Below are 24,999 nucleotides of genomic sequence, written 5' to 3'. Positions count from 1 at the left end.
GCCTGGCGGTTTGCGCCGGCAAGGTCATTTCGCCTCGCTGGGCGCGGGCGAAAACCCGCGCGCCGGGATCAGCCGCAGGGCCTCCCGAAGCGCCTCGCGGCCGGCGCCGAAGGCGAGCGCGACGATGATGGTGACGACATAGGACAGCACCGCGCCGCCTACGAGAGCGATGATGGGCTGCGCCGGCAGCATCGGCTTGGCGACCCAGACCAGGGCCAGCGCCAGATGCGCGCCGAGCACGAAGGGGGCGGCTGCGTGCAGCACATGGCTCGCCCGCAGCGGCCCGGCCTTGCCGACATAGAGCCAGAGGAAAGGCGTCCGCAAATATTCGCTGACCGCATAGGCGACCGCGACGCCGAGCGCGCCATAAGGAAGGCCGATGGCGAAGGCCAGCACCGAGGTGACGGCGGTGATGATGCCCCAGCGCATGAAATCGCCCGAACGGCCCTGGCTGACGAACAGCCATCCGGCCGGATTGTTGAGCGGCTGCAGCAGGCCGGCGAAGCCCAGCGCGAGGAAAATGTTGGCGCTCTCCCGCCATTGCGGGCCGAGCACGAAAGGAATGAGCGTATCCGACATGGCGGTGGCGAAGGCCACGCCCGGCAACGCCACCAGGAGGATCAGCGGCATCACGCGCAGATAGGCGCTGCGATAACGGTCCGGCTCGTCCTTCAGCCGCGAAAGTGCCGGCACCATCACCTTCGACAGCGGGTTGGTGATCTGGCTGAGCGGGAAAAGCAGCAGCTTGTAGGCGCGGTCGTAGAGGCCGAGCTGCGCCTCGCCCCAATATTTGCCGATCAGCACATTGTCGAGATTGCGGGCGAAGAAATTGGCGAAGTTGAAGCCGGTGATGCCGGCGCCGAAATTGATCAGCTGGCTGATGCCTTCGACCTTGCGCGGCAGCCCCGGACGCCAGCGCGATGACACCCAGTAGCAAAGCGTCGGCAACACGGCGCCGGTCAGCGTACCGGCAAAAAGCGCCCAATAGGAGCGGTCGATGAAGGTCCAGGCGATCGAGACCACAAGGCCCGTAACGGCGCTGGCGACGTCGATGACGGCGAGCCGGCTGAATTCCATGCGGCGTGTCATGAGCGCCAGATGCTGGGCGCCGAGACCATAGGCCATGATCTGCAGGCCGAAGGCGGCAACCAGCCCCGTGACGCGCGGCTCGCCGTAGAAGGCGGCCACCAGGGGAGCCGCCGCAGCAAGCACGAAGGCCAGGATCGCGCTCACCGCCGTGTTGATCCAGAAGAGGTAGTTGACCTCTTCGTGCCGGATGCCGGTTTTCTGGATCGTCGCCTGGGTCAGGCCGAAATCCTGGAACAGCGCGATGAAGGCGAGCACCGGCGCGCACATCGCCACGACGCCGAAATCCTGCGGCGACAAAAGCCGCGACAGCACGATGACCGACACGATTTGGGTGGCGACCCGCACGCCCTGCGCCATCGCGGTGACGACGGCGCCGCGCCCGACCGATCTGCGCAGGGAGCCCTCGGGCGGATCGAATGCACTGGTTTCCAAATTCTGGATTCCTGATTTTGCGCCAGTCATCGTCGCGACCGGCGCCCGCCGCCATGCACAAACTACCGCAAGAAGTTTTTGCAGCGCAACAAAAAATGTGCGCCGATTGCTACGCTGCACCAAAAATGTTGCGATGCAGCAAAAGCTGTACTAGCATCCCCTCTTGGGTGGCGGGCCCAAAAGCGGTCGAGTTTCATGCTGCATGTCTTGTACCTTGTGCATGACATATCCGACCCGGCGGTGCGCCGGAGGATAAAAATGCTCAGGGCAGGCGGCGCCGGGATAACCCTGGCGGGCTTCCGTCGCACCTCCAATCCGATCGCCGAGATCGAAGGCATCAGGCCCGTCGACCTCGGACCGACGCGCGATGGCCGATTCGCCCAGCGCATCGGCGCAGTTGCCAAGGCCGCCATGTCGATCGGCGCCAAATTCGCGGGCCTGGCGCGACCCGACCTGATCATCGCGCGCAATCTCGAGATGCTGGCGCTTGCCAGCCGCGCCAGGCGCGCTTTCGGCGCCAGCGTGCCGATCGTCTACGAGTGCCTCGACATCCATCGGCTGGTGTTGCGCAACGACCTGATCGGCAAGACGTTGCGCGGCGCCGAACGCCATCTGGCCCGCGACGTCAAGCTTCTGGTGACCAGCTCTCCCGCCTTCGTCGCCAATTATTTCAAGCCGTTCGGGCAAATCGCGGCGCCGGTCGAGCTGATCGAGAACAAATATTTCGACACCATGCCCGTGCCGGCGGATCATCGCCGCGAGGACGACAGTCCGGCGGCGCCGCCTTGGCGCATCGGCTGGTTCGGCGCGCTGCGCTGCCGGCGCTCGCTGGAACTCCTGGCCGAGTTCACCCGCCGGCAAGACGGACGCTTTGAAGTGGTGCTCAGGGGGCGTCCCGCGCTCTCCGAATTCCCGGATTTTCATGCCTTTGTCGAAGCCGAGCCCTGGCTTTCCTTCCGCGGTCCCTATCGCAATCCGGAGGACATGCCGGCGATCTACCGCGAGGTGCATTTCTCCTGGGCGATCGATTTCTTCGAGCAGGGCCAGAATTCCGAATGGCTGCTTCCCAACCGCCTCTACGAAGGCTGCCGCTTCGGCGCCGTGCCGATCTCGATGGCGAGCACCGAAACCGGCCGGTTCCTCAAGCAGCAGGACATCGGTGTGCTTTTGTCCGAGGCGACGTCCGAAGGACTCGACACCGCGCTCGGCCGAATGGGTCAGGAACACTACGGCAAGCTGAAGTCGCGGGTGCTGGCACGCAATCCGCGGACTTGGAGCTACGACCGCAGCGATTGCCTGGCTTTTGTCGACAAGCTGCGCGGCCTGACCGCCGGTCGCGGGAGCTTTGCGACCGAGGCGCTGGCATAGGATGGCTAAGAATGGACAAAACCCGATGACGCGCACGACGGCATCGAGCCTGATCGTCATCCCGTGCCTCAACGAGGCCGCTCATATCGGCGGGCTGCTCCAGCGGCTGCGGCCGGCCGCGGCGCGGCTCGGCGCGCGCATCGTCGTGGCCGACGGCGGCAGCACCGATGGCACACAAGGCATCGTCGAAGAACTCGCTGCGGAGGATCCACGCGTCATCCTGATCGCCAATCCGAAGCGCATCCAGAGCGCGGCGATCAACCTTGCGGTGGCGACCTTCGGCGACGACGCCGACTATCTCATCCGCATCGATGCGCATGGCGGGTATCCGGCCGATTATTGCGACAGGCTGGTCGAGGAAGCGCAAGCCACGGGTGCGGATTCGGTCGTCGTCTCGATGCTGACCAGCGGCACGGGCGCGGTGCAGAAGGCCGTGGCGGCGGCGCAGAATTCCAGGCTCGGTACCGGCGGCTCCAAGCACCGCCACATGTCGGCCGGCGAGTGGGTCGACCACGGCCACCATGCGCTGATGCGCATTGCCGCGTTCCGCGCGGTCGGCGGCTATGACGAGAGCTTCAGCCATAACGAGGACGCCGAGCTCGATCACCGCCTCCGTCTGGCCGGCTACCGCATCTGGATGAGCGGCAAGACGCAGATGGTTTATTATCCGCGCTCCACCTTGAAGAGCCTGTTTTTCCAATATCTCGGCTATGGCCGCGGCCGCGCCAGGAACGTGCTCAAGCATCGCATGATGCCGAAGCTGCGGCAGATGATCCCGCTGCTGGTGTTTCCGGTGGTCCTGATGGCGCTCTTGTCTCCGATCTTTGTTCTGGCGGCCGTGCCGTTTCTGGTGTGGGCGGGTGTCTGCCTCGGTTACGGCGTCCGGACCGCGATCAGCCAGCGGAATCCCGCCATAGCGCTGGCCGGCGTGTCGGTGATGGTCATGCATCTGGGCTGGTCCATGGGCTTTTGGCTGCAACTTTTCGGCCCGCAGCCGTCGCGCGAGGCGGCGTGATGGCTGCGAAGAAGAGCGGCAGCATCGACATCTGCATCTGCACTTTCCGCAGGCCGGAGCTTGCCGACACGCTGCGCTCCATCGCCGCGCTGGAGAACCCCGCCGGTTTCGAGATCGGCATCGTGGTCGCCGACAATGACGACGAGCCGAGCGCGCAGCCGCTGGTGAAGGCGCTGGCGCAGGAACTTAAGCTGCCGATCCGCTATCGCCACGCGCCGGCGCGCAACATCTCGATCGCTCGCAACGCCTGCCTCGATGCCAGCGTCTCGGACCTCATCGCCTTCATCGACGACGACGAGACGGCTTCGCCGGGCTGGCTCGTCGAACTCGTGGCGACCGCGGAGGCGACGGGCGCGACGGCCGTGCTCGGGCCGGTCCGCGCGACATATCGCCAGGACGCGCCGGACTGGATGCGCAAGGGCGATTTCCACTCGACCTTGCCCGTCTGGGTGCGCGGCGAGATCCGCACCGGCTACACCTGCAACGTCCTGCTCAGGATGACCGAGGAAAGCCTGCGCAACCGGCGCTTCAGCCTGGCGCGTGGCCAGACCGGCGGCGAGGACACCGAATTCTTCGATTCAGTGGTCAAGTCCGGCGGGCGCATCGCCTTTGCCTCGCACGCCTTTGTCGACGAGGTGGTGCCGAGTTCGAGGGCCGCCTTCGACTGGCTGCGCCGCCGCCGCTTCCGCTTCGGGCAGACGCATGGTCATCTCATCGGGCGCAACACCGGCGGCCTGCGTCGCGTCTGCCAGGTCGGTCTCGCCTCGGCGAAGGCGGGCTACTGCTTCGGTATGGCGCTTTTGGCCGCAGTCAGCCCGGTGCGACGGAACCGCAGCATGCTGCGCGGCATTATGCATCTCGGCGTCGTCAGCGGTTTGGTCGGAGTCCGCGAAATCCGCCAGTACGGCATCACTCCGCAGGAAGGGGAAAAGCGTGCAGCCTGACGTCAGCTTCGTCATCGCCGCTTACAACGCCGAGGCAACTCTCGACCGGGCGATCGCCAGCGCGATGGCGCAGCGCGATGTCGCGATCGAAGTCATCGTCGTCGACGACCGGTCGAGCGACCGCACGCTCGATGTCGCGCGCGCTTATCCTCAGGACATCGTCAAGGTAGTCGCGCTTCCTGCCAACCGCGGCCCCGGCGGCGCCAGGAATGCCGGGCTCGATCTGGCCCGCGGCCGCTGGGTCGCCGTGCTCGATTCCGACGATGCCGTCCTGCCCGGCAGACTGGCGGCCATGATCGCGCGGGCGGAGAAGGCGGGTGCCGAGATCGCGGTCGACAATGTCCAGGTCGTGGGCGAAGACGGCACGCCCGAAGACATCATGTTCCCGACCAGGTACCTCGAAGGGCTCGGCGAAATCTCGCTGACCGACTATATCGCCGGCAACATCGTTTTCGAGTCGCGCTTCAACCTCGGCTATCTGAAGCCGATCTTCCAGCGCCATTTCCTGGACGACAATCAACTGCGCTACGACGAGAAGCTGCGCATCGGCGAAGACTACATTCTTCTGGCGAGCGCGCTGGCCAAAGGCGGCCGCTGTGTGGTCGAGCCGACCGTCGGCTACGTCTACCATATCCGCACCGGCTCGATCTCGCGCGTGCTCGAGTTGCATCATGTCGAGGCGATGGCCGAGGCCGATGCCGCGTTCGCGGCCGCGCATTTCATGGACGACGGCGCCAAGGCGGCTTTCGCCAGACGCGGCCGCAGCCTGCGCAAGGCGGCCTCGTTCCTGTCATTGGTGCAGCACATCAAGGCGCGTGCGCCGCTGAAGGCGATACGCACGGCGCTCAGCGATCCGGCCGCGGTCCGGCATATGTCGATGCCGATCGCGGTTCGGCTGAGAAGGGTTGCGGCACAGTTTGCCGTGGGCACGGGGAGGTGAAGTATGCAGGCGCATGGAATGCGGTTTCATAGCCAGCGATAGGTAAAAAAGCGATATCCTCAGAAGGAATAAGCGATGCAGAAAGTCAGGAAGGCAGTCATACCGGTGGCGGGGCTCGGAACGCGGTTCCTGCCGGCGACCAAGTCGATGCCGAAGGAAATGCTGCCCGTCGTCGACAAGCCGGTCGTGCAATATGCCGTGGACGAGGCCTTCGAGGCCGGCATCGAGCACATCGTCTTCGTCACCGGGCGCAACAAGGCGGTCATCGAAGACTATTTCGACCTGCACCCTGAACTGATCGGGACGCTCGAGCAGACTGGCAAGAAGGCGCAGCTCCAATCGCTGGAAAGCTTGCTGCCGGTGGCCGGCGCCACCTCCTTCATCCGCCAGCAGTCGCCGCACGGTCTCGGCCATGCCGTATGGTGCGCACGCGACGTGATCGGCAACGAGCCCTTCGCGCTGCTGCTCCCCGACATGGTGTCCTTCGGCGCGCCGGGCTGCCTGGCGGAAACCGTCGACCTCTATCAGCGGACCGGCGGCAACGTCATCGCCGTCGAGCGCTGCGATCCTTCGGAAACCAGCAAATACGGCATCGTCGGCCGCGGCGCCGAGCTGGCCTCGGGCTTCGAAGTAACCGCGATGGTCGAGAAGCCGGCCCCCGCCAACGCGCCGTCGAACTTCTACATCAATGGCCGCTATATCCTGCAGCCGGAGATCTTCGCCCTGCTCGGCACCCAGCAACGCGGCGCCGGCAACGAGATCCAACTCACCGACGCCATGGTTCGACTGGCTGAAAGCCAGCCTTTCTATGCCCAGCCCTTCAACGGCCGCATGTTCGACTGCGGCTCCAAGGAGGGCTTCATCGAGGCCACCATCGCCTTTGCTCTGGCGCGCGACGACATGAAAGGACCTGTCTTCGAAATGCTGCAGCAATTCGTCCGGTCGCACGAGCGCCGGGAAGTAGCCGCATAATGCCCAAATTTTGGGTGCATATGCGAAATCGCGATGGCGCGACAGCCGCGCAAGCGCTTGGCCTTCTTGGCCGGGCGCTCCGTGGCACGAATGTTGCGTGGCCTTTTCTGGTAACGACGACACTCTTCGAAGGCCGGTAGCGCCTGCAACCTGGAATTGGACCGACGATGAATTATGCCAACTTTCCTCTCGACAAGAGGATGCCATTGCCCAGCACCGAACCGGAAAAGGGTGAAGACTTCATCGACATCGAGCGTCTGCTTGGCATGGCCGCCCGGCAGGCCAAGGTGGTGGCGGTCTGCGCCGTCATCGGTCTGTTCCTGGGTGTGATTTATCTCCAGACGACGCCCAAGCAATACACCTCCCTTGCGAGCGTGCTGATCGACGACGGCCTGAACAAGGTCGTGGACGACATTTCGGCTGTCAGTGCCACGCAGCAGACGGACGCGACGATCCTCAGCCAGATCGAGATACTCAACTCGGCGCGGCTGGCATCGGAGGTGGTCGACAAGCTGAAGCTGGACCAGAACCAGGAATTCATGAACCCGCCGCAATCGGCTTTGGCCCAGGGAATCGGATTCTTGCGCGGCATCGTCGGCTATTTCCGCAGCGGCGGCGGCAACGAAATCCCCGGGATCGAGAATGTCGATGCCGCAACGCGCGAAGCCATGATGAAGGCGGCAACCCATGACTACGCGGTCCTCGTGCTGCAAACCGGATTGATGGCGGATCGCAACGGCCGCAGCAATGTCATCAGCATCGGCTATCAGTCGACCAATCCGGCTTTGGCCACGGCCATCACCAAGGCCTATGCGGACGCCTACCTTGCCGACCAGCTCAACGCCAGCTTCGACGCCACCGAGCGCGCGGCCGTTTGGCTGCAGGGCCGGTTGACCGAACTGCGCGAAAGCTCGCAGGCAGCTGCGCTGGCGGTCGAGAAGTTCAGGGCCGAGCACGGGCTTTCCGCAAACAGCGACGGCCAGTTGCTCAGCGACAAGCAACTCGCCGACCTGAACGCCCAGCTCATCGTCGCGCAGGCCGATACAGCCCGCGCCAGCGCCCGCTACCAGCAGTACAAGGCGATCGTCGACAGCGGCTCCGAAAGCGCCTTCAACGATTCGGCGATAGCGGCCGATCAGCCGAGCAGCTCGGTCATCATCGCGCTGAAAACCCGCTATCTCGCGATCGCCAAACGGTTGCAGGACGTCGAGAACAACTTCGGCAAGGATCACCCGCAGGCGGTTGCGCTGGCCAAGGAGAAGGCCGACGTCTCGGCGCAGATCTTCGGACAGCTGAAACAGATCACCGAGAGCTACCGAAACGACTATCAGGTGGCGCAGGCGCGCGAGACCGCGCTTAGGGAGAAGATCGCCACCCAGGCAGGCAAGAGCTCGATCGACAACCAGTCGCAGGTCAGGCTGAAGGAACTTGATCAGCAGGCGCAGGCGCTGACCACGCTCTATCAGACTTTCCTTAGCCGTTACGAGGAAGCGTCGCAGCAGCAGTCATTCCCGGTCGGCAAGGTCCGCATCATCTCTGACGCGTCGATGCCTCTCACCGCCTCGGCTCCGCGCACCTTGCGCGTGCTGGCGCTCTCGCTGGTGCTTGGCCTCATGCTCGGCGCCGGCTGCGGAGGCCTGAACGAATTCAACGAGCGCTTCTTCCGGACAGGCGAGGACATTCGCGACCGTGTCGGCCTGAAGTTCCTCGGCTATCTGCCGACGATCGGCGGCGGCAAGGCCAAGGAGTCGAAGCCGGACGACTTGCCGGCCGACGGCAAGGTCACCAGCCTGTCGGCCGCCGAGAAACGGGCGCGCATGCGGGTGAGCCTCGATGCGCCGGCCTCGATGTTCGCCGAGACGCTCCGCAACGCCAAGATCGCTTTCGACGTGGTGATGGAAGACAAGGGCAGCCGGGTGATCGGCGTCATCTCCGTCCTGCCCGGCGAAGGCAAGTCGACGGTTGCGGCGAACCTCGCCGGTCTGCTCGCCGCCAACGGCGCCAAGACTTTGCTGATCGATGGCGACCTGCGCAATCCGGGCCTCAGCCGCAGCCTCGGCATGGAGTCGGAGCACGGGCTGATGGAGGCGGTGGTCAATGGACAGACCTGGCAGTCGGTCGGCAAGGTCGACCGCCAGACCAAGCTGGCGATCATCCCGGCGGTGGTGCGCGGTCAGTTCTCGCACACCAGCGAGCTTCTCGGCTCCGCCGGCATGCGGCGTTTCATCGAGAACGCCAAGGAGACGTTCGAATACATCATCGTCGACCTGCCGCCGCTCGGCCCGGTGGTCGACGCCAAGGCCTTCGCGCCGTTGGTCGACGGCTTCGTGCTCGTCACCGAGTGGGGCCGCACGCCACGCGCCATGGTGCGCTCGATGCTGGAGTCCGAACCCTACATCGCCGAAAAGATCACCGGCGCGGTGCTCAACAAGGTCGAGCTGAAGAAGCTGGCGAAATACGGCTCTCTCGGCGGTTCGGAAAAGTTCTTCGACCGCTATTCGAGTTACTACCTCGAGAAGTCGGAATCGCGCGCCAAGCAGGCCGCCTAAAGCAGTTCATCCGACGAAAAGCCGCGGCGGTTATTCTCCGGTCGACAGCAGCCGCCCATATTTGCCGACGATCCTGAGGGCGGTCAGCCGGCCGCTCTGGAAGGCGCCGGTGTCGATGCCGAGCCGGCGCCCGTCGAGCGTCGGAACGTCCACGATCGTATGTCCGTGCACGACCCAGCGATCGAGGCGGTGAGCCGCCGCCAGGAACTCGGATCGTATGTTGAGCAGGTCGGCCTCGTCCTGCGCTTCGAGCGCGATGCCGGGCCGGATGCCGGCATGGACGAAAAGGAACCGCTCCGAACAGATCATCACCGGCAGCGTGCGCATGAAGGCGACGTGGGTGGCCGGAATGGCCTCCCGGATACGCTCGTCTACCTCTTCGCTCGATCCGTAGAGATCGGCCAGGCGGTCGGGATCGATACCGTAGGAGAACAGCGTTTCCCGTCCGCCGACGCGGAGCCACGGCTCCAGTGACAGATGGCCGTCGAGATAGGCGAGCATCGCCACTTCGTGGTTCCCGGCAAGGCACACGCGCATGAAACCTTCTGGCGGCGGTGCCATCAAATGCTCGACCACGCGCCGCGAATTGGGCCCGCGGTCGACATAGTCGCCGAGCATGATGATGATCTTGCGGCCGCGGAACTGCAGCGCGTCGAGCTCGATCTTTCGCTCCAGCGTGCGCAGCTCGTCGTAGCAGCCATGCACGTCGCCGATCGCGTAGACCACCGTGTCCCGCATGTCCATCATCAGCCGTTCGCGCGGCAAGGGCCGGGGTCGTCTCGATCGTTGGAACAGGCTCACGGATTGAGGCTCGGTACTCAAGCTAGGGTCATGCCACGCAGCGTGGACCAAGCCTCGATATCATGTCGAATGCAAGCATTTCCACACCGGGCTGCTCGATGCACATCGCCAAAAAGGCGCAGCGGTCTTGGCAAAACGACGTGCATCAATACCCCGAAAAGCGTCGCCTGACCGCGTTTCAGCGCGATGCGCTTTAGGCCGCTTTGAGCCGATAGCGGAAAAGCGTGCGGTCGAGCAGCATGCGGACGCGCGGCTCGGCCTCGGCCGCCACCAGCCAGCTTGCCGCGATCATGGCCATGCCGACGATCGGGATCGAAACCAGATATGGCACGCCGGCGCGGATCAGGACGCCGAGCAGCGCCGCGCCGACGACATCGTGGATGAGGTAGAGCGGATAGGTCATCAGCCCGATCCGGCGCCAGCCGCCCCAGGAAAGGTTGAGGCGCAGCGACCAAGCCATCAGCGCTACCGCGGCCAGGAAGATGATGATCGGCGGCGCATAGGGCATCGCCGCTTCCACCTTGATGCTGTGCACGTCGACCGAGCTTACGATCTGCAGCGCTCCGCCGGCGAGAAACAGCGCCGAGAAGCAGAGCCGTGCCGCTGTCACCGCCTTGAAGCGCATCAGCCAGATGAGCACGCCGACCGCGAAGAACGCGCCGTGATGCACCAGGGTGAGCTGCAGCCAGCGCGCCTCCGCGAGATCGGTCCAGCCTAAGGCGAAATAGAGACACCAGAACAGCGTGCTGACCAGGCCAATGATGACGGCGACAGCTTCCATCAGGTCGAATCGGCCGAACCGCAGCAGGGTCCAGACGATGGCGTAGAAGGCGATCTCGATGCCGAGCGTCCAGTAGACACTGTCGACCCATGGCTCGAGCGGCACGAACAGCGCCGTGCGGGCAAGTCGCACCACGGCATCGGTCGGCCAGGAAAGACCGACCATGAGCAGCACGATCGCGGAGATGGGCGCGCAGACCCAGACCGCCGGCGCCAGCCGTCTGACACGGGCCTCGAAGAACTTCAGCGGCGTCGAATTCTCGGCGCTGAATGCGATGACGAAGCCGCTGATGACGAAGAACACCTGAACGCCGACCCAGCCGGAGCCGACAAACGCCATTTCGGGATGGGCAGGGATGCCGCCGGTCGAGCGCGCCGACACGCCGTCGGGAAACGCCCATACCCAGAAGCCGTAGTGATAGAACATCACCATGACGGCGGCGAAGAAACGCAAAATGTCGACGCCGCCGAATGTGGTCTTGTGCTGAGCCATGCCGTGCCTTCGGAACGGCCCCCCGGGCAGACTTCTAGGGGGTGCTGCTGCATTGCACAACAGTCGATTGCAGCGCAGGATGAATTCGCTAGGCCGCCTCGCGTTGCGATCCCGCGAGACGGCTAGATCCCGATGCCGCGCCCCTTGAGCGCCGCCGTGATCTCGTCGAGGATCGCAGGATCGTCGATGGTCGCCGGCATCGTCCATTCCTCCTTGTCGGCGATCTTCTGCATCGTGCCGCGCAGGATCTTGCCGGAGCGCGTCTTCGGCAGCCGCTTGATCGTCACCACCGTCTTGAAGGCTGCGACCGGTCCGATCCGTTCGCGCACTAGGCCTACGACCTCGCTTTCGATGGCGCCGGTGTCGCGCGCCACACCGGCGTTGAGCACGACGAAGCCGAGCGGCACCTGGCCTTTCATCGCGTCGGCGATGCCGATCACGGCGCATTCGGCGACGTCCGGATGCGCGGCCAGCACCTCCTCCATCGCGCCCGTCGAGAGGCGGTGCCCGGCGACGTTGATGATGTCGTCGGTGCGGGCCATGACGTAGAGATAGCCGTCCTCGTCCATCATGCCGGCGTCGGCCGTCTTGTAGAAACCGGGGAACTCCTCGAGATAGGCTTGGCGGAAGCGGGCGTCGGCGTTCCAGAGCGTCGGCAGGCAGCCTGCCGGCAGCGGCAGCTTGACCACGACATTGCCGAGCGTGCCGCGCGGCACCTCGTGGCCGGCATCGTCGAGAATGCGAATATCGTAGCCCGGCATCGGCACGCCCGGCGAGCCGTATTTCACCGGCAAAAGCCCGAGCCCGGCCGGGTTGATGGTCATTGGCGAGCCGGTCTCGGTCTGCCACCAATGGTCGATCACCGGACGGTTGAGCTTCTGCTCTGCCCATTTGATGGTCTCGGGGTCGGCGCGCTCGCCGGCGAGGAACAGCGTGCGGAATTTCGACAGATCGTATTTCGGCACGAACTCGCCGCGCGGATCCTGCCCCTTGATGGCGCGAAAGGCGGTCGGCGCCGTGAACAGCGCCACCACACCGTGTTCCGAGATCACCCGCCAGTAGGTGCCGGCGTCCGGCGTGCCGATCGGCTTGCCTTCGAAGAGCACGCTGGTGCAGCCATGCAGAAGCGGCCCATAGACGATGTAGGAATGGCCGACCACCCAGCCGACGTCCGAGGCCGCCCAGAACACCTCGCCGGGGTTGACGCCGAACTCGTTTTCCATCGTCCATTTCAGCGCGACCATGTGACCGCCATTGTCGCGCACGATGCCCTTCGGCTGCCCGGTCGTGCCGGAGGTGTAGATGATGTAGAGCGGGTCGGTGGCCAAGACCGGAACGCAGTCGACATTGGCGCCGGCGGCGCGCTCGCGGGCGACCGCATCGGCATAGTCGATGTCGTAATTGTCCTTCATCTCGCAGTGCAATTGCTCGCGCTGCAGGATCAGGCAGGCATCGGGCTTGTGCTTCGACATCTCGATCGCCTTGTCGAGCAGCGGCTTGTAGGCGACGACGCGTCCCGGCTCCAGGCCGCAGGAAGCGGTGATGATCAGCTTCGGCCTGGCGTCGTCGATGCGGGTCGCGAGCTCATGCGAGGCGAAGCCGCCGAACACCACTGAATGCACGGCGGCGATGCGGGCCGAGGCGAGCATGGCGATCGCCGCTTCCGCCACCATCGGCATGTAGATGATCACCCGATCTCCCTTGCCGATGCCACGGTTCTTGAGGACAGAGGCGAGCGCGACCACCTCGCGCTTCAGTTCGGCATAGGTGAATTTCCGGATCGTGCCGGTGATCGCGCTGTCATGGATCAGCGCCAGCTGGTCGGCGCGCCCCCCCGCCACGTGGCGGTCGATGGCATTGAAGCAGGTGTTGCAGGTGGCGCCTGTGAACCAGCGGCCATAGACGCCCGCCGCCGGATCGAAGACCTTTTCGGCTGGCGAATACCAGTCGATCGCTTTGGCCGCTTCGGCCCAGAACGCTATGGGGTCGCGTTTCCAGCCCTCATAGACTTCGTGGTAACGTGAGGCCATCGACTTTTCCTCCCCAGGAACATTCCGTCGTATGGCAATAGCCTAAGCCGCTTTGGCCGGCCATGTCTCCTCGCATTTTGGTCGGCGTTGCCGGCAAACGGATCCAGCCGCTCCCGGATCGGAGCGCGCTATGACGTCAGCAAGTGAATTCGGCTTAGAGCGGCAGTGCTGCCAGCATCAGCCCGACACCGCCGGCTATTAGAATGGCGGCCGCCAATGCCTTCCGATGGCGTTCGAATGCCGTCGGAGCACGATCCCAGTTGTAACGCATACTGTCCACTCCCCAAAAAGCCGGCAGACTCTTAGCTTACTTATGGGAAAGATGGCAACCCTGGCGCGAACGGCGGCTTGATAGTGGTTCCAGCCCACCATCATTCTCGCGCGAGTTGGATAGTCTTTCCGGGGAAGTTTTGACGAAAAGAACTTACGAAAAACCGGTTCCGGTCAGGCGCGGGAAGCTGTCGAGCATCGTTGCGGGCCCGAGCGGCCCGATAGCCCGGCCGTCTGACACGCAGCGTTGCCCGCTTGGCAATGGACAGCGACGGCATGCCGCGCTAATTGCAGTTCGGCATAGGGAGCGGGCGTATGGCTGAAATCGCCTTTGAAACGGTTCTGCGGATGGCGGACGACGCCTCCGTGCAGCATGTCGGCGACGGCGCCGTGGTGCTTCTGGCGCGCAGCGGCCAGCTTTACACCTGCAACGCCACCACCGAAGCGTTCCTCGACAAGGTCGACGGCGCCCGCAGCCTCGACCACATCGTCGATCTGCTGTCGGAAGAATTCGAGGTCGACAAGGCGACGCTCGGCGACGACATGACGGCGCTGGCCGCCGAGCTGGTGGCCGAAGGCATCCTTGCCGACCCGGGCGCGTGATGGCCGGCGGACCGTTCCTGCGCGCCCTGTTCCGCACTCATCTGTGGCTCAGCGCCCGGCTGATACCGGTACTGGTCGCCCGGCGCGATTTCGAAAGCGTGCTGAAATTGGCGCCGCTGCAATTGCCCACACCCTATCGTGGCCTGCCATGCAGCTACGTCGTCAGCCGCGTCAACCGCACGGTTCGGCATCCCTGGGTGATGCGTGATCGCAGATGCCTGAGGGAAGGGCTGCTCGGTTTCCGCTTCCTGCGGATGGCGGGTTTCAACCCCGACCTCCATTTCGGTGTCGATGCCAAATCGATGCATGAGCCGCGCCTTTCGGCGCATTGCTGGGTTTGCCTCGACGGCAAGCCGGTGGTCAGCGACAGCCTTCCCGACATGGTTGAAATCTATCGCCACCCCGGCGGCAGCGTGAAGGCGCGCGCCGCTTGACCGGCGCCGCAGCCACCGTTTGCTATGACCTCAACGGCCGGGTCATCGGCATATCGGCAGAGCGCGCCGAGCTCTGGCCGAGCTTCGATCTGATGCTCGGCACATTGCGCGTCAATGAAGCGGTCGAACCCGGCTTTCGCATCGATATCCTCGAAACGTCGGCGCTGCCCGAAAACCCGGAGGGGAAGCTCGCCTTCGACGGCGAAGTGCCGCTGGACGGCCATTGCCGCATCATCGACGCCGGCGACGTCGTCCATCTGGTCTTTCCCGGCCTCCAGACGGCCTCGATCCGTGCCGACGAGGGCTCGGCCGAAATCCGCGTTCATCCCGACAGCAAGGTCAAATGGACGCTGCTGATGATGGTGCTGGATGCCGCGCTCGATTCCGGCGGGCAGTACATGCTCCATACCGCCGGTCTGGCGCTGCCCGATAGTGGGGCGCTCGTGCTGATCCATGCGCCAAGCGGCACTGGCAAGTCGACGACTTCAATGGCGCTGGCATCGCAGGGCTTCGGCCTATGCTCGGACGATGTGATGATCCTCGGCGCAACATCTGAAGGCACCCTGGCCTGGGGCATGCCGCGCAAGGTGAAAATCCATCGCAACACCGCGGCGATGCTGCCATTCCTCTCGCCCTGCCTTGGCGACAGATGGGACGCCGAGGGCGAGCAGGCCGTCTCGCTGGAGCGTCTCGCCGAGATCATTCGCATCGAGGACGTCCGTCCCAGGCCGGTCTCGGCGCTGCTGCATCTGGCGCGCTCGACCGACGGCCACACCCGGCTCACGCGCTTGGCCAGGACCGATGCGATGGTCGCGCTTGCCACCGACAATGTCAGGACCGGCCTGACCGGCCTGTTGCCGATGCAGCAACGGCGGATGGCGTCGATCGCGGCACTGGTCAGGGCCGTCCCCACTTTCACCCTGGAAGTCGGCTCGAGCCCGGCCGATGCAGCGGGGCTGATCCGCGGCGCGGTGGAGGAGTAGATCTCCAAACGGGCCTTCAGGCCGGATTGGGCCTTGGCCGGGCAAGCCGCTGGACCCAGCGGAAGGCGTCGCGGCTAAGGCGCGAGCGCATCTTGTCCCGCGAATTGACCCTGATCAGCATGTTGCCGGTGATCAGCCATTTGGCGAGCCGTATCGACAGATCGGGCTCGATGCGGTTGGCAAGGGCGATCGCGCGCGGCTCGTCGAACAGCCGCCCGGTCACATTGAGCACGGTCGCCAGCTCGAGTTCGATGCCGGTCATACGCGCGGCATCGAGAAGGCGCGCTTCGGATTCCGGCGATTGCAGAGCGCGCACACCTTGCAGCACGTCGATACAGAGCTGCAGCCGGTGGAATTTGTGGCCTCCGGCGGCATGAACGATGGCGATGGTGAGCAGCGACGCCGGCGTGTCGGCCTCGCCGCCGTCAATGATCTGCAACTCGCGGAAGCCGAGCGACAGGCGCCGCCGCATGCCGGTGTCATGCACCAGATTGCCGTGCAGCTCGATCAGCAGACTGGAGTTCTCCTTCTCCAGCCACTTGAACTCCTGCAACTCATGCGATTCGACCTCGCCGCTGCCAAGCGTGAAGCCGCATTCGGCGATCACGTTGTTGGCCTCGCCGATGCTGGCCGGATCGACAAGTATGTCGATGTCGGTGAACGGCCGATCGGCAGCATGGCGATAAAGCTTGCGCGCGAACACCGGGCCCTTGACGATGCGAGCCGCAACGCCTTTCGCGGCCAAGGCCTTCATGATGCGGTCGCCGTGATATTGCAGCAGCATCGACTGCCCGGTCGCCAGTGTCGCCTGATCGCGAAGCCCGGAGAGTTTTTGCCGCAGGGCGGCATCGTTCGGCAGATCGGCCTCGCCGATTTCCCGAAGCTTGCGCAGCATGATCGACAGCACGCCGTGGAACTCGGCATTGGCGAGCAGCGCAATGAGGCTGCTTGCCGAGAGGGCCCCGCCCCGCTCGGGCGGCGCCTCCGGATCGGCAAATTCGAGCAGCAGTTTTTCTTCGGCAGGCGAAAGCGGGAGCAGCATCAACCGGGCAATATCTCGAACAACAGGCGACCATGGTCGCAGAAAAGCCCGCGCGACGCTACATCCCCCAGCGCAGCGCCGCCGTGTGCACCGGGGCGTCCCAAAGCGCCGTCGTCTCATCCTCGAGCATCGTCAGCGTGATCGAGCAGCCTGCCATGTCGAGCGAGGTGACATAGGAGCCGACCAGCGAGCGGGTCACCGTCACGCCTCTCTTCTCAAAGATTTTTCGCGCGTTGTTGTACATCAAATAAAGCTCCATCGACGGCGTGCCGCCGAAGCCGTTGACGAAAAGAAGCGCCGGTCCCCTGGCGCGGTCACCAAGATCGCCGAGGATTGCCGTGCAGATCTCCTCGGCGATGGCGTCGGCACTCTTCAGCTCATCGCGCCGCCGGCCGGGCTCGCCATGGATGCCGACGCCGAATTCCATCTCGTTGTCGCCAATGTCGAAAGTCGGCCTGCCAGCAGCCGGCACCGTGCAACTGGTGAGCGCCACGCCCATCGAGCGCGTCGCGGCGTTGACGCGGTCGCCCAGCGCCTTGAGCTCGGGCAGTGGCATGCCTTGCTCGGCCGCGGCGCCGACGATCTTCTCCACCACCAGCGTGCCGGCCACGCCGCGCCGACCGGTGGTGTAGGATGAATTCTCGACCGCGACGTCGTCATTGGTCACCACCTGCAGAACGCCGTCCGACATTTCGGCGGCCATGTCGAAATTCATCACGTCGCCTTCATAGTTTTTGACGATGAACAGGCAGCCGGCGCCGGTGTCGACGGCTTGCGCGGCCGCGAGCATCTGGTCGGGCGTCGGCGAGGTGAAGACCTGGCCGGGGCAGGCGGCGTCCAGCATGCCATGGCCAACCAGCCCGCCATGTAGCGGCTCGTGGCCCGAGCCGCCGCCCGAGATCAGCGCCACCTTGCCCGGTTTCAGCGTCTTGCGGCGAACGAATTTGTGCTCGTCGCCGATCGCGAGGATGTCGGAATGCGCAGCGACGAAGCCATCGAGGCTTTCGGTGAGGACCGTGTCCACCGAATTCAGAAACTTCTTCATGGCAGTCCTCCCGAATAGAGATCGCTCAGCCGCTGCCCCTGCCGGCGATGCTGGTGATCTTCTGGATGAATTCGTTGATCGCTCGGTCGAGCGCTGCGTTCTGCTTGTCGTCGCCGAAATCCGGCACGATGAGCGAGACGTGGCGCGTCTTGCGCGGACCCGAAGCCGCCGGCAGCTTGCCCGGATGCGCCTGGTGATAGGCGGCCAGGAACTGGTCGCGCTCGGCCGGGCTGAAATGGCAGACGGAAAAGATGGCCGGCAAATGCTTCGACGGGATGGGGATCGAATAGGCCGGGCTGGAGATTTGCGTGACGAAACTGCGATGCTTGCCGAGCGCATCGGCAAGTCGCTGGCGCATGCCGGAAGGCCGCTGGTCGATGACTTGCGACAGGATGGTCTTATACGCGCGGATCGCGTCTTCCGCGCCGGCTTCTTGTATCTTGGCAGGCTTGGCCATGCTGTGCTTACACCGGAACGTCCGCTATGGCCGCCTTGGCCATGGCGAGTTGCGCCGGAGCCACCGATAGGTCGCGCAGGCCGGCCTCAATCAGCGCCGGAATGGCGGCCGGATCGCCGCCGGCATCGCCGCAGAGGCTGACCGGAATTCCTTTCTCGCGCCCGAAGGCCGCGACCGAAGCGATCAGCCGCATCACAGCCGGATGGCGGACAGCGTTGAGATGTGCAACGGCGGCGTTGTCACGCGCGGCTGCCATCACATATTGCGTCAGGTCGTTGGAGCCGATCGAGAAGAAGGCAACGTCGGCAAAAGCCTCCGGCGCGATGGCCACCGAAGGGACCTCGACCATGATGCCCAGCGGCGGCAGCTTGTGCGCAACACCGCGCGACACGAGAGCGGCCTCTTCCTCCGCAAACAACGCGGCGGCCTGCCTGTACTCTTCGGCCATGGCGATCATCGGAAACATCACCTTCAGATTGCCGTGTACGGCGGCGCGCAGCAATGCCCGGATTTGCACCCGGAAGATGTCGCTCCGCGCCAGCGACAGCCTGATACCGCGCAGGCCGAGAAACGGGTTGGTCTCCTCGACGGTGAAGTCGGGGATCGGTTTGTCGCCGCCGGCATCGATGGTGCGGATGGTCACCGGTTTTTCTCCGGCCCATTCCAGCACCTTGCGGTAGGCTTGGTACTGTGTCTCCTCGTCCGGCAGGGCCTTGCCGAACAGGAATTCGGTGCGCATGAGCCCGACGCCATCACAGGTCGCAATGTCGATGCCGTCGACATCGGAAGGGTAGGCAATGTTTACCTGCACCCGCACCGACGTGCCGGCCTTGGTCGCCGCCGGCTGGGCGAGAAAAGTCTGCGCCTGGCCTTGTCGCGCCGCGAAGGAGGAGGATGATTGCCGGAACGCCTCGATCTCCTTCGGCGAGGGCGAGAACACGATGCCGCCATGCTCGGCGTCGAGCAGCGCGTTTCCGGTGGGCTCGTCCGCAAAGGCACCAATCCCCACCACCATCGGCACGCCGCGCGAGCGTGCCAGCATGGCGACATGGCTGGCGGTGCTGCCGGCCTCGAGCGCAATGCCGCCGCCTCTGCTCCAGTCGGTTTCGAGGAAACGCGTCGGCGCGATGTCCAGGCCATAGAGGATGGCGCCGAGGGGCGCCGCGGTCTCGCTATCCTCGCTCAGCGCTCGCAGCACCTGGTCGCGGATGTCGCGCAAGTCCGAGGCGCGTGCCCGGAAATAGTCCTGGTCGGACGCCTCATAGCCGGCGATCTCGGCATCCAGTGCTTGCCGCCAGGCAGCGTCGGCCGGCTCTCCGGAGCCGAGCGCCGCGAAGGCGGGCGCGCTCAGCGCGACGTCCTCCAGCATGGCGATGTGGAATTCGAGGATGCCGGCGGCATCGCCATCGGCCGTCTCGACAAGCGAGGTCAGCCGGCTCACCGCCCTGCCGATGGCCGCCTTCAGCGCTGCTTTCTCCTCCGCCTCGCTCGCCTTGGCCACATAAGCAGCCGGTGGACGGTCGAGGTTGAACAGCGGCCCTTCGGCGTAGCCGGGAGAGGCAGGGATGCCCTCAATCCGCATGGCCCGCATTCCTTGCGGATTGAGAGGGCGGCAGACCCGGCTCAAGCGGAGCGGGCATGATCCGCATCCTCGTCGAAATCGCGCTGCACCAGGCCGACCAGCGCTTCGACCGCGTTGCTTGCGCCGTCGCCTCGCGCCCTTATGTGCAGCACGGTTCCTTTCGGCGCCTTGGCCGCCATGACCTTGACGATGCTCTTGGCATCGAACCAGGGGCCGTTGGCGGCGACTGCCACCTCCACCTCGGCCGCGAACGACTTGGCGAGCTTGGTGAACTTCACCGAAGGGCGCGCGTGCAGGCCCACCTCGTGGGTGATCAGAACCGTGGCTTCGGCGGATGCGGACATTCAGTCGATTCCCGTTCACTCACGACGGCGACAATTCATGCGCCGTCGCCACCACTTCCTTGAGCGAGGCACCCCCGGAAGATTCCGTCGCCGCCATCACCGCGCCCTCGACGATCGGCGCGTTGCAGACGACTATTCTGCGGGAGCGCGGCTCTCCGATCATTTCCACCGCCATCTCGCTGTTGGTCTCGGCGCCGCCGAGATCGACCAGGATGGCGACGCCCGCTTCCGACCAGGCCTTTTCGATCGCGCCCATGATCGCCTCGACGCTGGTGCCCAGCCCGCCATGGCCGTTTCCGCCGCACCATGCAAGCGGCACTTCGTCGCCCACCATCTGGCGCACCATGTCGGCCGTGCCTTCGGCGACCAGCGGCGAATGCGAGACGATGACGATACCGACATTGCTCATCAAGAACCCTCGATTGCTTCAGCGACTGCGCGCACCAAGAGCGCGGTCGACCGCGCCCCGGCGTCCATATGCCCGATCGAGCGCTCCCCCAGGAAAGAGGCGCGCCCACGCAAGGCCTTCATCGGCACGGTGGCCTCGGCCGCCTTGTCGGCGGCGTCTGCGATTGCGCCAGCCGTCTTGCCCTGCGCCAGTGCCTCATACACCGGCTGCAGCACGTCGAGCATCGTTTTTTGCCCCGGCTGCGATTTGCCGCGCGCCGAAACCGCCTCGATCGCCTTACCCAGCGCCGCTGTCAGCGCGGCGCGGTCGGGCGTGCCGGACAGTTCCTTGCCGAGCGCCATGAACAGAGTACCGAACAAGGGCCCGGAGGCTCCACCGACGGTCATCACCAGCTTGGTGCCGATCGCCTTCAGCGCGTCCGGCAGCGGTTTTGCCGCGATTGCGGCCTTTTCGGCGCGCACCGCCTCGAAGCCCCGCTTCATGTTCAGCCCATGGTCGCCGTCGCCGATCGCCTGGTCGAGCGCGGTCAGCTCGTCGGCATGCGCCGCGATCGTATCCGTAGTTGCCGCGATCAATTGTGAGAAATCGGATGCGGCCATCGCCTGTCCTTCACGCCGGGGCGAACATGGCCACCACGGCCGCGAACGCCTCGGCAACTGCAAACGCGCCCGGATCCGCTATGTCAAGCTGGCGGCCGATATAGGCCGAGCGACCGGCCTTCGCCTTCTGCATCGCCGCCGTCGCCTGCGCGCCGCTCCGCGCGGCCGAAGCAGCCGCCTCCAGCCCGTTCGTGTCGAGCGCCTTCAGAGCCGGCTCCAGGGCGTCGACCATTGTGCGGTCGCCGAGCTTCGCGCCGCCGTAGAAGGTCATGCGGTCAAGGCCGGCGAGCAGCGCCTTGCTGAGCGGCGCGCCGCCGTTGAGCGACTGCGCGGCAGCCGTGAAGAAGATCGACAAAAGCACGCCGCTGGAACCGCCCATAGAAGTTCCCAATGTATCGCCGATTGTGGCGAGCGTTGCGGCCTTGTCCGCAAGCGGCAGCGTGTCGACGCGGTCGAGCACGCTGCGTGCGCCGGTCGCCACCGTCGATCCGGTGTCGCCGTCGCCGGCTTTGGCGTCGAGGCCATTCAGAGCCTCCTCGAGCGAGATCAGCTTCTCGCAGACCGCAGCAATGAGCCGCTCGGCGCCGGCGTCACGGCTGGCCGCCTTGGCGATGTCGCGACCTGCCGGCTGGGCTGTGGCCACCACGACCGGCGGGCGAACCGGCCTGGCCGGCAGCCAGGCATGCGGGCCGACCGGCGCCAGCAGCGCCGCCTCGCGCTCCGCCTCGAGCCTGATCAGCGACAGCGAAAACCCGTTCATGTTGAGCGCGGTCATCAGATGTCCGGGACCGATCGTCAGCGTCACCGCTTTTGCCAGCGGCGAGGCCAGCACGGCATTGGCGATCAACGACATTTCGAGCGGCGGTACCGATCCGAGATTGTTGATCAGCAAGGCATAGCGGCTGCCGGCATCGAGCCGGGCCGCGAGGCGGTCGGCCATGATGGCGACGAGCGCACTGGCGCTCTGCAGGGTTATGCGCTCCACGCCCGGCTCGCCATGGATGCCGAGACCGAGTTCGCCATCGCCGGCGCCGAAGCGGTCCTCGTGGGTCTGGCCGGGGATCGAGCAGGAGGAGAGCGAGATGCCGAGCGAAACGATGTCCTTCGCCGCCGCCCGCGCTGCCGCCGCGACCGAGGCTAGGTCATGGCCGGATTCGGAAAGATGTCCGGCGATCTTGTGCACGAACAGCGTGCCGGCGATGCCGCGCGGCTGTGCGATGTCGGGCAGCGCGATGTCGTCGCCGACGATCACCATGTCGACCGCGAAGCCCTCGGCGCGGGCCTTTTCTGCGGCGAGGCCGAAGTTGAGGCGGTCGCCGGTGTAGTTCTTGACGATCAGCAGGCAGCCGGCCGGCCCGGTCGTCGCGCGGATCGCCGCCAGCACCGCCTCGACGCTCGGCGAAGCAAAGATCTCGCCGGAGACAGCCGCCGTCAGCATGCCGGCGCCGACGAAGCCCGCATGCGACGGCTCGTGCCCCGCGCCGCCGCCCGAAACGACGCTGACCTTCGCCTTGTCCCAGTCGGCGCGCAACACCACCTTGATCTCCGGATAGCCGTCGAGCCGCGCCAGCGCCCCGGAGCCGGCAGTGGCCAGATAACCGTCCAGCGCTTCGGTAACGATCGAGTCCTTGCGGTTGAAAAAGTGCTTCATGGATTTCGTCCAGTCCGTATCTGCGGGTCGTCAAAAAGTGCGGATGCGCCGGCTACATCAATCTTTGACCGTCCGACCCAAAATAAAGCGGCGAGCGATAGCGGATCGTCACTCTGTCCCCCTTTGCGAGCGGCGTGTCGGGATCGGTCAGCGTCACCAGCTTCTTGGCGCCCACCGTGACATGCAGATGGTTCTGGTCGCCGAGATGCTCGACCCAGTCGACGACGCCGTCGGCATGGCCGTTCGCCGCCTTTTCGATCGCGAGATGTTCGGTGCGCGCGCCGATCGTCGTCGTACCGGTGGGCGCGGCGCCGTCGGGCAGCAACCCTGCCGGCAGAAGGTTGATCGCCGGCTGGCCGAGGCGAGCCGCGACATGAAGGTTTGCCGGCTCGGAATAGATCGCGCGCGGCGTGCCGATCTGCACCAGCACGCCCTCGGAAAGGATGCCGATGCGGTCGGCCATGGTCATCGCCTCGATCTGGTCGTGCGTGACATAGAGCATAGTGGCGCCGAGCTCGGACTGGATGCGCTTCAGCTCGAGCCTGAGATCGGCGCGCAGCTTGGCGTCGAGCGAGGACAGCGGCTCGTCCATCAGATAGATCGAGGGCTTTCGCACCAGCGCGCGGCCGATGGCGACGCGTTGCATCTCGCCGCCCGAAAGCCTGGTCGAGCGGTTGTTGAGCTTGTGGTCGATGCGCACCATCCGCGCGACTTCCTCGACGCGGCGGCGGATTGCTTCCTCCGGAAAACGCCGCGCCGGCGAGCGCAGCGGGAAGGCGAGGTTGTCGAAGACCGAAAGATGCGGGTAGAGCGAATATTGCTGGAAGACGAAGGCCGTATCGCGCTCGGCCGGCGACAGCGCCGTCGCATCATGGCCGCCGATGTAAATCGTGCCGCTGTCCGGCCGCTCGAGCCCGGCGATCAGCCTGAGCGTCGTCGTCTTCCCGGCGCCGGTCGGCCCGAGCAGCACGACGAACTCACCGTCCTTGATCTGCAGGTCGAGATCGCTGACCGCGACTGTCTCGCCGAAGCTCTTGGTCACACCCTGAATCTGGACGTCAGCCATGGCGCGCCTCCACTGCCTGATCGTACATGGCGGTTTTCACCGCGCGTCCAGTGCCTTTCTCGAACAGCGACAGCCGCGTGCTGCTCAATGCCAGCCCTACCTGTTCGCCCGTATTTAGATGGATTCCGGCCGGCACCCGGGCCTTGATGATGCCGTCAGCCGTCTCCACCGCGACGATCTGCGTGGTGCCGAGATATTCGGTGCCGTAGATCGCGCCGCGCAGCTTCGAAGCATCATCGAAGCGGATGTGCTCGGGGCGGATGCCAAGCGCCATGTCGGCCGGCGCAATATCCTCGCGCACTTCCGGGACCGTCACCCTGGCGCCCTGCACGACGATCTCCTTCGCACCCTTCGCGAGCCCACCGCCGAAGCGCAAGAAGTTCATCGGCGGCGAGCCGATGAAATCGGCGACGAACATCGTGGCCGGCCGGTCGTAAATCTCGCGCGGGCTGCCGAACTGCTCGATGACGCCGTGGTTCATCACCGCTATCTTGTCGGCCATCGACATCGCTTCCATCTGGTCGTGCGTGACATAGACGGTGGTGGCGTGGATGCGGTTGTGCAGCTCGCGCAGCTCATGCACCATCAAATCGCGGAACTCGGTGTCGAGGGTTCCAAGCGGCTCATCCATCAGGAAACATTTCGGTCGCCTGACGATGGCGCGGCCGAGCGCGACGCGTTGACGGTCGCCGCCGGCAAGACCGGAGACCGACTTGTCGAGCAGGTGGTCGATGCGCAGCAGCTTCGCGGTCTCCTCGACGCGGGCGCGGATCTCGGCCGACGCCATGCCTTGCGCCAGCAGCGGGAAGCCGATGTTCTTGCGCACATTCATATGCGGATAGAGCGCGAAGAGCTGGAAGACGAAGGCGATGTCACGCTCGCGCGCCCGGCGCATGGTGACGTCCTCGCCGCCGAGCAGGATCTTGCCGCCGGTGGGCAGTTCGAGGCCGGCGATCATGCGGAGCGTCGTCGTCTTGCCGCAGCCCGACGGCCCGAGCATCACGAAGAACTCGCCGTCCTCGACAACGAAATTGGAATCCTGCACGGCAACGAACTCGCCGAAGGCTTTCCTCAGGTTCTGAACACGGATCTCGGCCATTT

23 protein-coding genes are annotated in these 24,999 nt (G+C 65.2%); 9 read left to right on the top strand and 14 right to left on the bottom strand.

All coding sequences use genetic code 11. From position 1 onward, the window contains the following. Nucleotides 1–24: 24 nt before the first annotated feature. A complete protein-coding gene (locus P9217_RS08985) occupies nucleotides 25–1,521 on the bottom strand; it encodes a lipopolysaccharide biosynthesis protein (protein WP_278086180.1) in 1,497 nt (498 codons plus the stop codon). Nucleotides 1,522–1,716: 195 nt separating this feature from the next. Between P9217_RS08985 and P9217_RS08980 the strand changes: the two genes are divergently transcribed. The 6 genes from P9217_RS08980 (at nucleotide 1,717) to P9217_RS08955 (ending at nucleotide 9,309) form a co-directional block, all read left to right on the top strand. Then, nucleotides 1,717–2,889: a glycosyl transferase family 1 gene (locus P9217_RS08980; protein WP_127247747.1), complete on the top strand. Its 1,173-nt coding sequence runs from the start codon at nucleotides 1,717–1,719 to the stop codon at nucleotides 2,887–2,889. A 25-nt stretch (nucleotides 2,890–2,914) separates the two neighbouring features. Continuing rightward, the gene (locus P9217_RS08975; RefSeq protein WP_095824413.1) at nucleotides 2,915–3,904 is read left to right on the top strand and encodes a glycosyltransferase family 2 protein; all 990 of its coding nucleotides are present in this window, start codon (nucleotides 2,915–2,917) and stop codon (nucleotides 3,902–3,904) included. Beyond that, complete coding sequence (locus P9217_RS08970) at nucleotides 3,904–4,848, top strand: glycosyltransferase family 2 protein (protein ID WP_278086181.1); 945 nt, start codon at nucleotides 3,904–3,906, stop codon at nucleotides 4,846–4,848. The genes P9217_RS08975 and P9217_RS08970 overlap by 1 nt, the downstream gene beginning before the upstream one ends. Continuing rightward, a complete protein-coding gene (locus P9217_RS08965; protein ID WP_278086182.1) occupies nucleotides 4,838–5,788 on the top strand; it encodes a glycosyltransferase family 2 protein in 951 nt (316 codons plus the stop codon). Before P9217_RS08970 ends, P9217_RS08965 begins: the two co-directional genes overlap by 11 nt. 75 nt (nucleotides 5,789–5,863) lie before the next feature. Then, entirely contained in the window at nucleotides 5,864–6,760 is an 897-nt protein-coding gene (gene galU, locus P9217_RS08960; protein WP_278086183.1) for a UTP--glucose-1-phosphate uridylyltransferase GalU, read from the top strand. Between the two features lie 167 nt (nucleotides 6,761–6,927). Next, the gene (locus P9217_RS08955; protein ID WP_278086184.1) at nucleotides 6,928–9,309 is read left to right on the top strand and encodes a polysaccharide biosynthesis tyrosine autokinase; all 2,382 of its coding nucleotides are present in this window, start codon (nucleotides 6,928–6,930) and stop codon (nucleotides 9,307–9,309) included. A 30-nt stretch (nucleotides 9,310–9,339) separates the two neighbouring features. Here the strand turns inward: P9217_RS08955 and P9217_RS08950 are convergent, their stop codons facing one another. From P9217_RS08950 to P9217_RS08940, 3 genes are all read right to left on the bottom strand, one after another. Then, entirely contained in the window at nucleotides 9,340–10,056 is a 717-nt protein-coding gene (locus P9217_RS08950; RefSeq protein WP_278088280.1) for a metallophosphoesterase family protein, read from the bottom strand. Nucleotides 10,057–10,303: 247 nt separating this feature from the next. Further along, nucleotides 10,304–11,383: an acyltransferase gene (locus tag P9217_RS08945; RefSeq protein WP_278086186.1), complete on the bottom strand. Its 1,080-nt coding sequence runs from the start codon at nucleotides 11,381–11,383 to the stop codon at nucleotides 10,304–10,306. Nucleotides 11,384–11,505: 122 nt separating this feature from the next. Next, nucleotides 11,506–13,413 carry a propionyl-CoA synthetase gene (locus tag P9217_RS08940; protein ID WP_278086187.1) on the bottom strand — a complete coding sequence of 636 codons (1,908 nt, stop codon included), beginning with the start codon at nucleotides 13,411–13,413 and terminating at the stop codon, nucleotides 11,506–11,508. Between the two features lie 585 nt (nucleotides 13,414–13,998). Between P9217_RS08940 and P9217_RS08935 the strand changes: the two genes are divergently transcribed. The 3 genes from P9217_RS08935 to P9217_RS08925 are packed head-to-tail and all read left to right on the top strand — an operon-like array spanning nucleotide 13,999 to nucleotide 15,703. Then, nucleotides 13,999–14,286 (top strand): PqqD family protein, encoded by a 288-nt coding sequence (locus P9217_RS08935; protein ID WP_095828113.1) that lies wholly within the window; start codon nucleotides 13,999–14,001, stop codon nucleotides 14,284–14,286. Continuing rightward, nucleotides 14,286–14,720, top strand: coding sequence for a lasso peptide biosynthesis B2 protein (locus P9217_RS08930; RefSeq protein WP_095799223.1), 435 nt, complete (start codon nucleotides 14,286–14,288; stop codon nucleotides 14,718–14,720). Before P9217_RS08935 ends, P9217_RS08930 begins: the two co-directional genes overlap by 1 nt. After that, nucleotides 14,717–15,703 (top strand): serine kinase, encoded by a 987-nt coding sequence (locus P9217_RS08925; protein WP_278086188.1) that lies wholly within the window; start codon nucleotides 14,717–14,719, stop codon nucleotides 15,701–15,703. The genes P9217_RS08930 and P9217_RS08925 overlap by 4 nt, the downstream gene beginning before the upstream one ends. A 16-nt stretch (nucleotides 15,704–15,719) precedes the next feature. Here the strand turns inward: P9217_RS08925 and P9217_RS08920 are convergent, their stop codons facing one another. Genes P9217_RS08920 through P9217_RS08875 form a run of 10 tightly spaced genes read right to left on the bottom strand, consistent with a single transcriptional unit; the run spans nucleotide 15,720 to nucleotide 24,997 of the window. Next, nucleotides 15,720–16,745 (bottom strand): nucleotidyltransferase family protein, encoded by a 1,026-nt coding sequence (locus P9217_RS08920; RefSeq protein ID WP_278086189.1) that lies wholly within the window; start codon nucleotides 16,743–16,745, stop codon nucleotides 15,720–15,722. Nucleotides 16,746–16,803: 58 nt separating this feature from the next. After that, complete coding sequence (gene dhaK, locus P9217_RS08915) at nucleotides 16,804–17,790, bottom strand: dihydroxyacetone kinase subunit DhaK (protein WP_278086190.1); 987 nt, start codon at nucleotides 17,788–17,790, stop codon at nucleotides 16,804–16,806. A gap of 25 nt (nucleotides 17,791–17,815) precedes the next feature. Next, nucleotides 17,816–18,247 carry a hypothetical protein gene (locus tag P9217_RS08910; protein ID WP_127247729.1) on the bottom strand — a complete coding sequence of 144 codons (432 nt, stop codon included), beginning with the start codon at nucleotides 18,245–18,247 and terminating at the stop codon, nucleotides 17,816–17,818. 7 nt (nucleotides 18,248–18,254) lie between these two features. Beyond that, nucleotides 18,255–19,829, bottom strand: coding sequence for a phosphoenolpyruvate--protein phosphotransferase (ptsP, locus tag P9217_RS08905; RefSeq protein WP_278086191.1), 1,575 nt, complete (start codon nucleotides 19,827–19,829; stop codon nucleotides 18,255–18,257). A gap of 41 nt (nucleotides 19,830–19,870) precedes the next feature. Then, on the bottom strand, nucleotides 19,871–20,173 hold the full coding sequence (locus P9217_RS08900) for an HPr family phosphocarrier protein (protein WP_067003487.1): 303 nt from the start codon (nucleotides 20,171–20,173) through the stop codon (nucleotides 19,871–19,873). A 19-nt stretch (nucleotides 20,174–20,192) separates the two neighbouring features. Continuing rightward, on the bottom strand, nucleotides 20,193–20,582 hold the full coding sequence (dhaM, locus tag P9217_RS08895; RefSeq protein ID WP_067003489.1) for a dihydroxyacetone kinase phosphoryl donor subunit DhaM: 390 nt from the start codon (nucleotides 20,580–20,582) through the stop codon (nucleotides 20,193–20,195). After that, the gene (dhaL, locus tag P9217_RS08890; protein WP_278086192.1) at nucleotides 20,582–21,181 is read right to left on the bottom strand and encodes a dihydroxyacetone kinase subunit DhaL; all 600 of its coding nucleotides are present in this window, start codon (nucleotides 21,179–21,181) and stop codon (nucleotides 20,582–20,584) included. The genes dhaM and dhaL overlap by 1 nt, the downstream gene beginning before the upstream one ends. A 10-nt stretch (nucleotides 21,182–21,191) precedes the next feature. After that, nucleotides 21,192–22,832 (bottom strand): dihydroxyacetone kinase subunit DhaK, encoded by a 1,641-nt coding sequence (locus tag P9217_RS08885; protein ID WP_278086193.1) that lies wholly within the window; start codon nucleotides 22,830–22,832, stop codon nucleotides 21,192–21,194. A 52-nt stretch (nucleotides 22,833–22,884) separates the two neighbouring features. After that, on the bottom strand, nucleotides 22,885–23,898 hold the full coding sequence (locus P9217_RS08880) for an ABC transporter ATP-binding protein (RefSeq protein WP_127247722.1): 1,014 nt from the start codon (nucleotides 23,896–23,898) through the stop codon (nucleotides 22,885–22,887). Beyond that, entirely contained in the window at nucleotides 23,891–24,997 is a 1,107-nt protein-coding gene (locus P9217_RS08875; protein WP_095799228.1) for an ABC transporter ATP-binding protein, read from the bottom strand. The genes P9217_RS08880 and P9217_RS08875 overlap by 8 nt, the downstream gene beginning before the upstream one ends. Nucleotides 24,998–24,999 lie beyond the last annotated feature (2 nt).

Origin of the sequence: Mesorhizobium sp. WSM4989 (genome assembly GCF_029625795.1) — a bacterium.
GTDB lineage: Bacteria > Pseudomonadota > Alphaproteobacteria > Rhizobiales > Rhizobiaceae > Mesorhizobium.
The sequence above is the reverse complement of the archived record's forward strand: the minus strand, read 5'-3'. Positions and strand labels throughout refer to the sequence as shown.

Coding starts and splice junctions, on each gene's coding strand:
- P9217_RS08980 (WP_127247747.1), top strand. CDS start 1,717: ATGCTGCATGTCTTGTACCTTGTGCATGACATATCCGACCCGGCGGTG.
- P9217_RS08975 (WP_095824413.1), top strand. CDS start 2,915: ATGACGCGCACGACGGCATCGAGCCTGATCGTCATCCCGTGCCTCAAC.
- P9217_RS08970 (WP_278086181.1), top strand. CDS start 3,904: ATGGCTGCGAAGAAGAGCGGCAGCATCGACATCTGCATCTGCACTTTC.
- galU (WP_278086183.1), top strand. CDS start 5,864: ATGCAGAAAGTCAGGAAGGCAGTCATACCGGTGGCGGGGCTCGGAACG.
- P9217_RS08955 (WP_278086184.1), top strand. CDS start 6,928: ATGAATTATGCCAACTTTCCTCTCGACAAGAGGATGCCATTGCCCAGC.
- P9217_RS08950 (WP_278088280.1), bottom strand. CDS start 10,056: ATGATGGACATGCGGGACACGGTGGTCTACGCGATCGGCGACGTGCAT.
- P9217_RS08945 (WP_278086186.1), bottom strand. CDS start 11,383: ATGGCTCAGCACAAGACCACATTCGGCGGCGTCGACATTTTGCGTTTC.
- P9217_RS08940 (WP_278086187.1), bottom strand. CDS start 13,413: ATGGCCTCACGTTACCACGAAGTCTATGAGGGCTGGAAACGCGACCCC.
- P9217_RS08935 (WP_095828113.1), top strand. CDS start 13,999: ATGGCTGAAATCGCCTTTGAAACGGTTCTGCGGATGGCGGACGACGCC.
- P9217_RS08930 (WP_095799223.1), top strand. CDS start 14,286: ATGGCCGGCGGACCGTTCCTGCGCGCCCTGTTCCGCACTCATCTGTGG.
- P9217_RS08920 (WP_278086189.1), bottom strand. CDS start 16,745: ATGCTGCTCCCGCTTTCGCCTGCCGAAGAAAAACTGCTGCTCGAATTT.
- dhaK (WP_278086190.1), bottom strand. CDS start 17,790: ATGAAGAAGTTTCTGAATTCGGTGGACACGGTCCTCACCGAAAGCCTC.
- P9217_RS08910 (WP_127247729.1), bottom strand. CDS start 18,247: ATGGCCAAGCCTGCCAAGATACAAGAAGCCGGCGCGGAAGACGCGATC.
- ptsP (WP_278086191.1), bottom strand. CDS start 19,829: ATGCGGATTGAGGGCATCCCTGCCTCTCCCGGCTACGCCGAAGGGCCG.
- P9217_RS08900 (WP_067003487.1), bottom strand. CDS start 20,173: ATGTCCGCATCCGCCGAAGCCACGGTTCTGATCACCCACGAGGTGGGC.
- dhaM (WP_067003489.1), bottom strand. CDS start 20,582: ATGAGCAATGTCGGTATCGTCATCGTCTCGCATTCGCCGCTGGTCGCC.
- dhaL (WP_278086192.1), bottom strand. CDS start 21,181: ATGGCCGCATCCGATTTCTCACAATTGATCGCGGCAACTACGGATACG.
- P9217_RS08885 (WP_278086193.1), bottom strand. CDS start 22,832: ATGAAGCACTTTTTCAACCGCAAGGACTCGATCGTTACCGAAGCGCTG.
- P9217_RS08880 (WP_127247722.1), bottom strand. CDS start 23,898: ATGGCTGACGTCCAGATTCAGGGTGTGACCAAGAGCTTCGGCGAGACA.
- P9217_RS08875 (WP_095799228.1), bottom strand. CDS start 24,997: ATGGCCGAGATCCGTGTTCAGAACCTGAGGAAAGCCTTCGGCGAGTTC.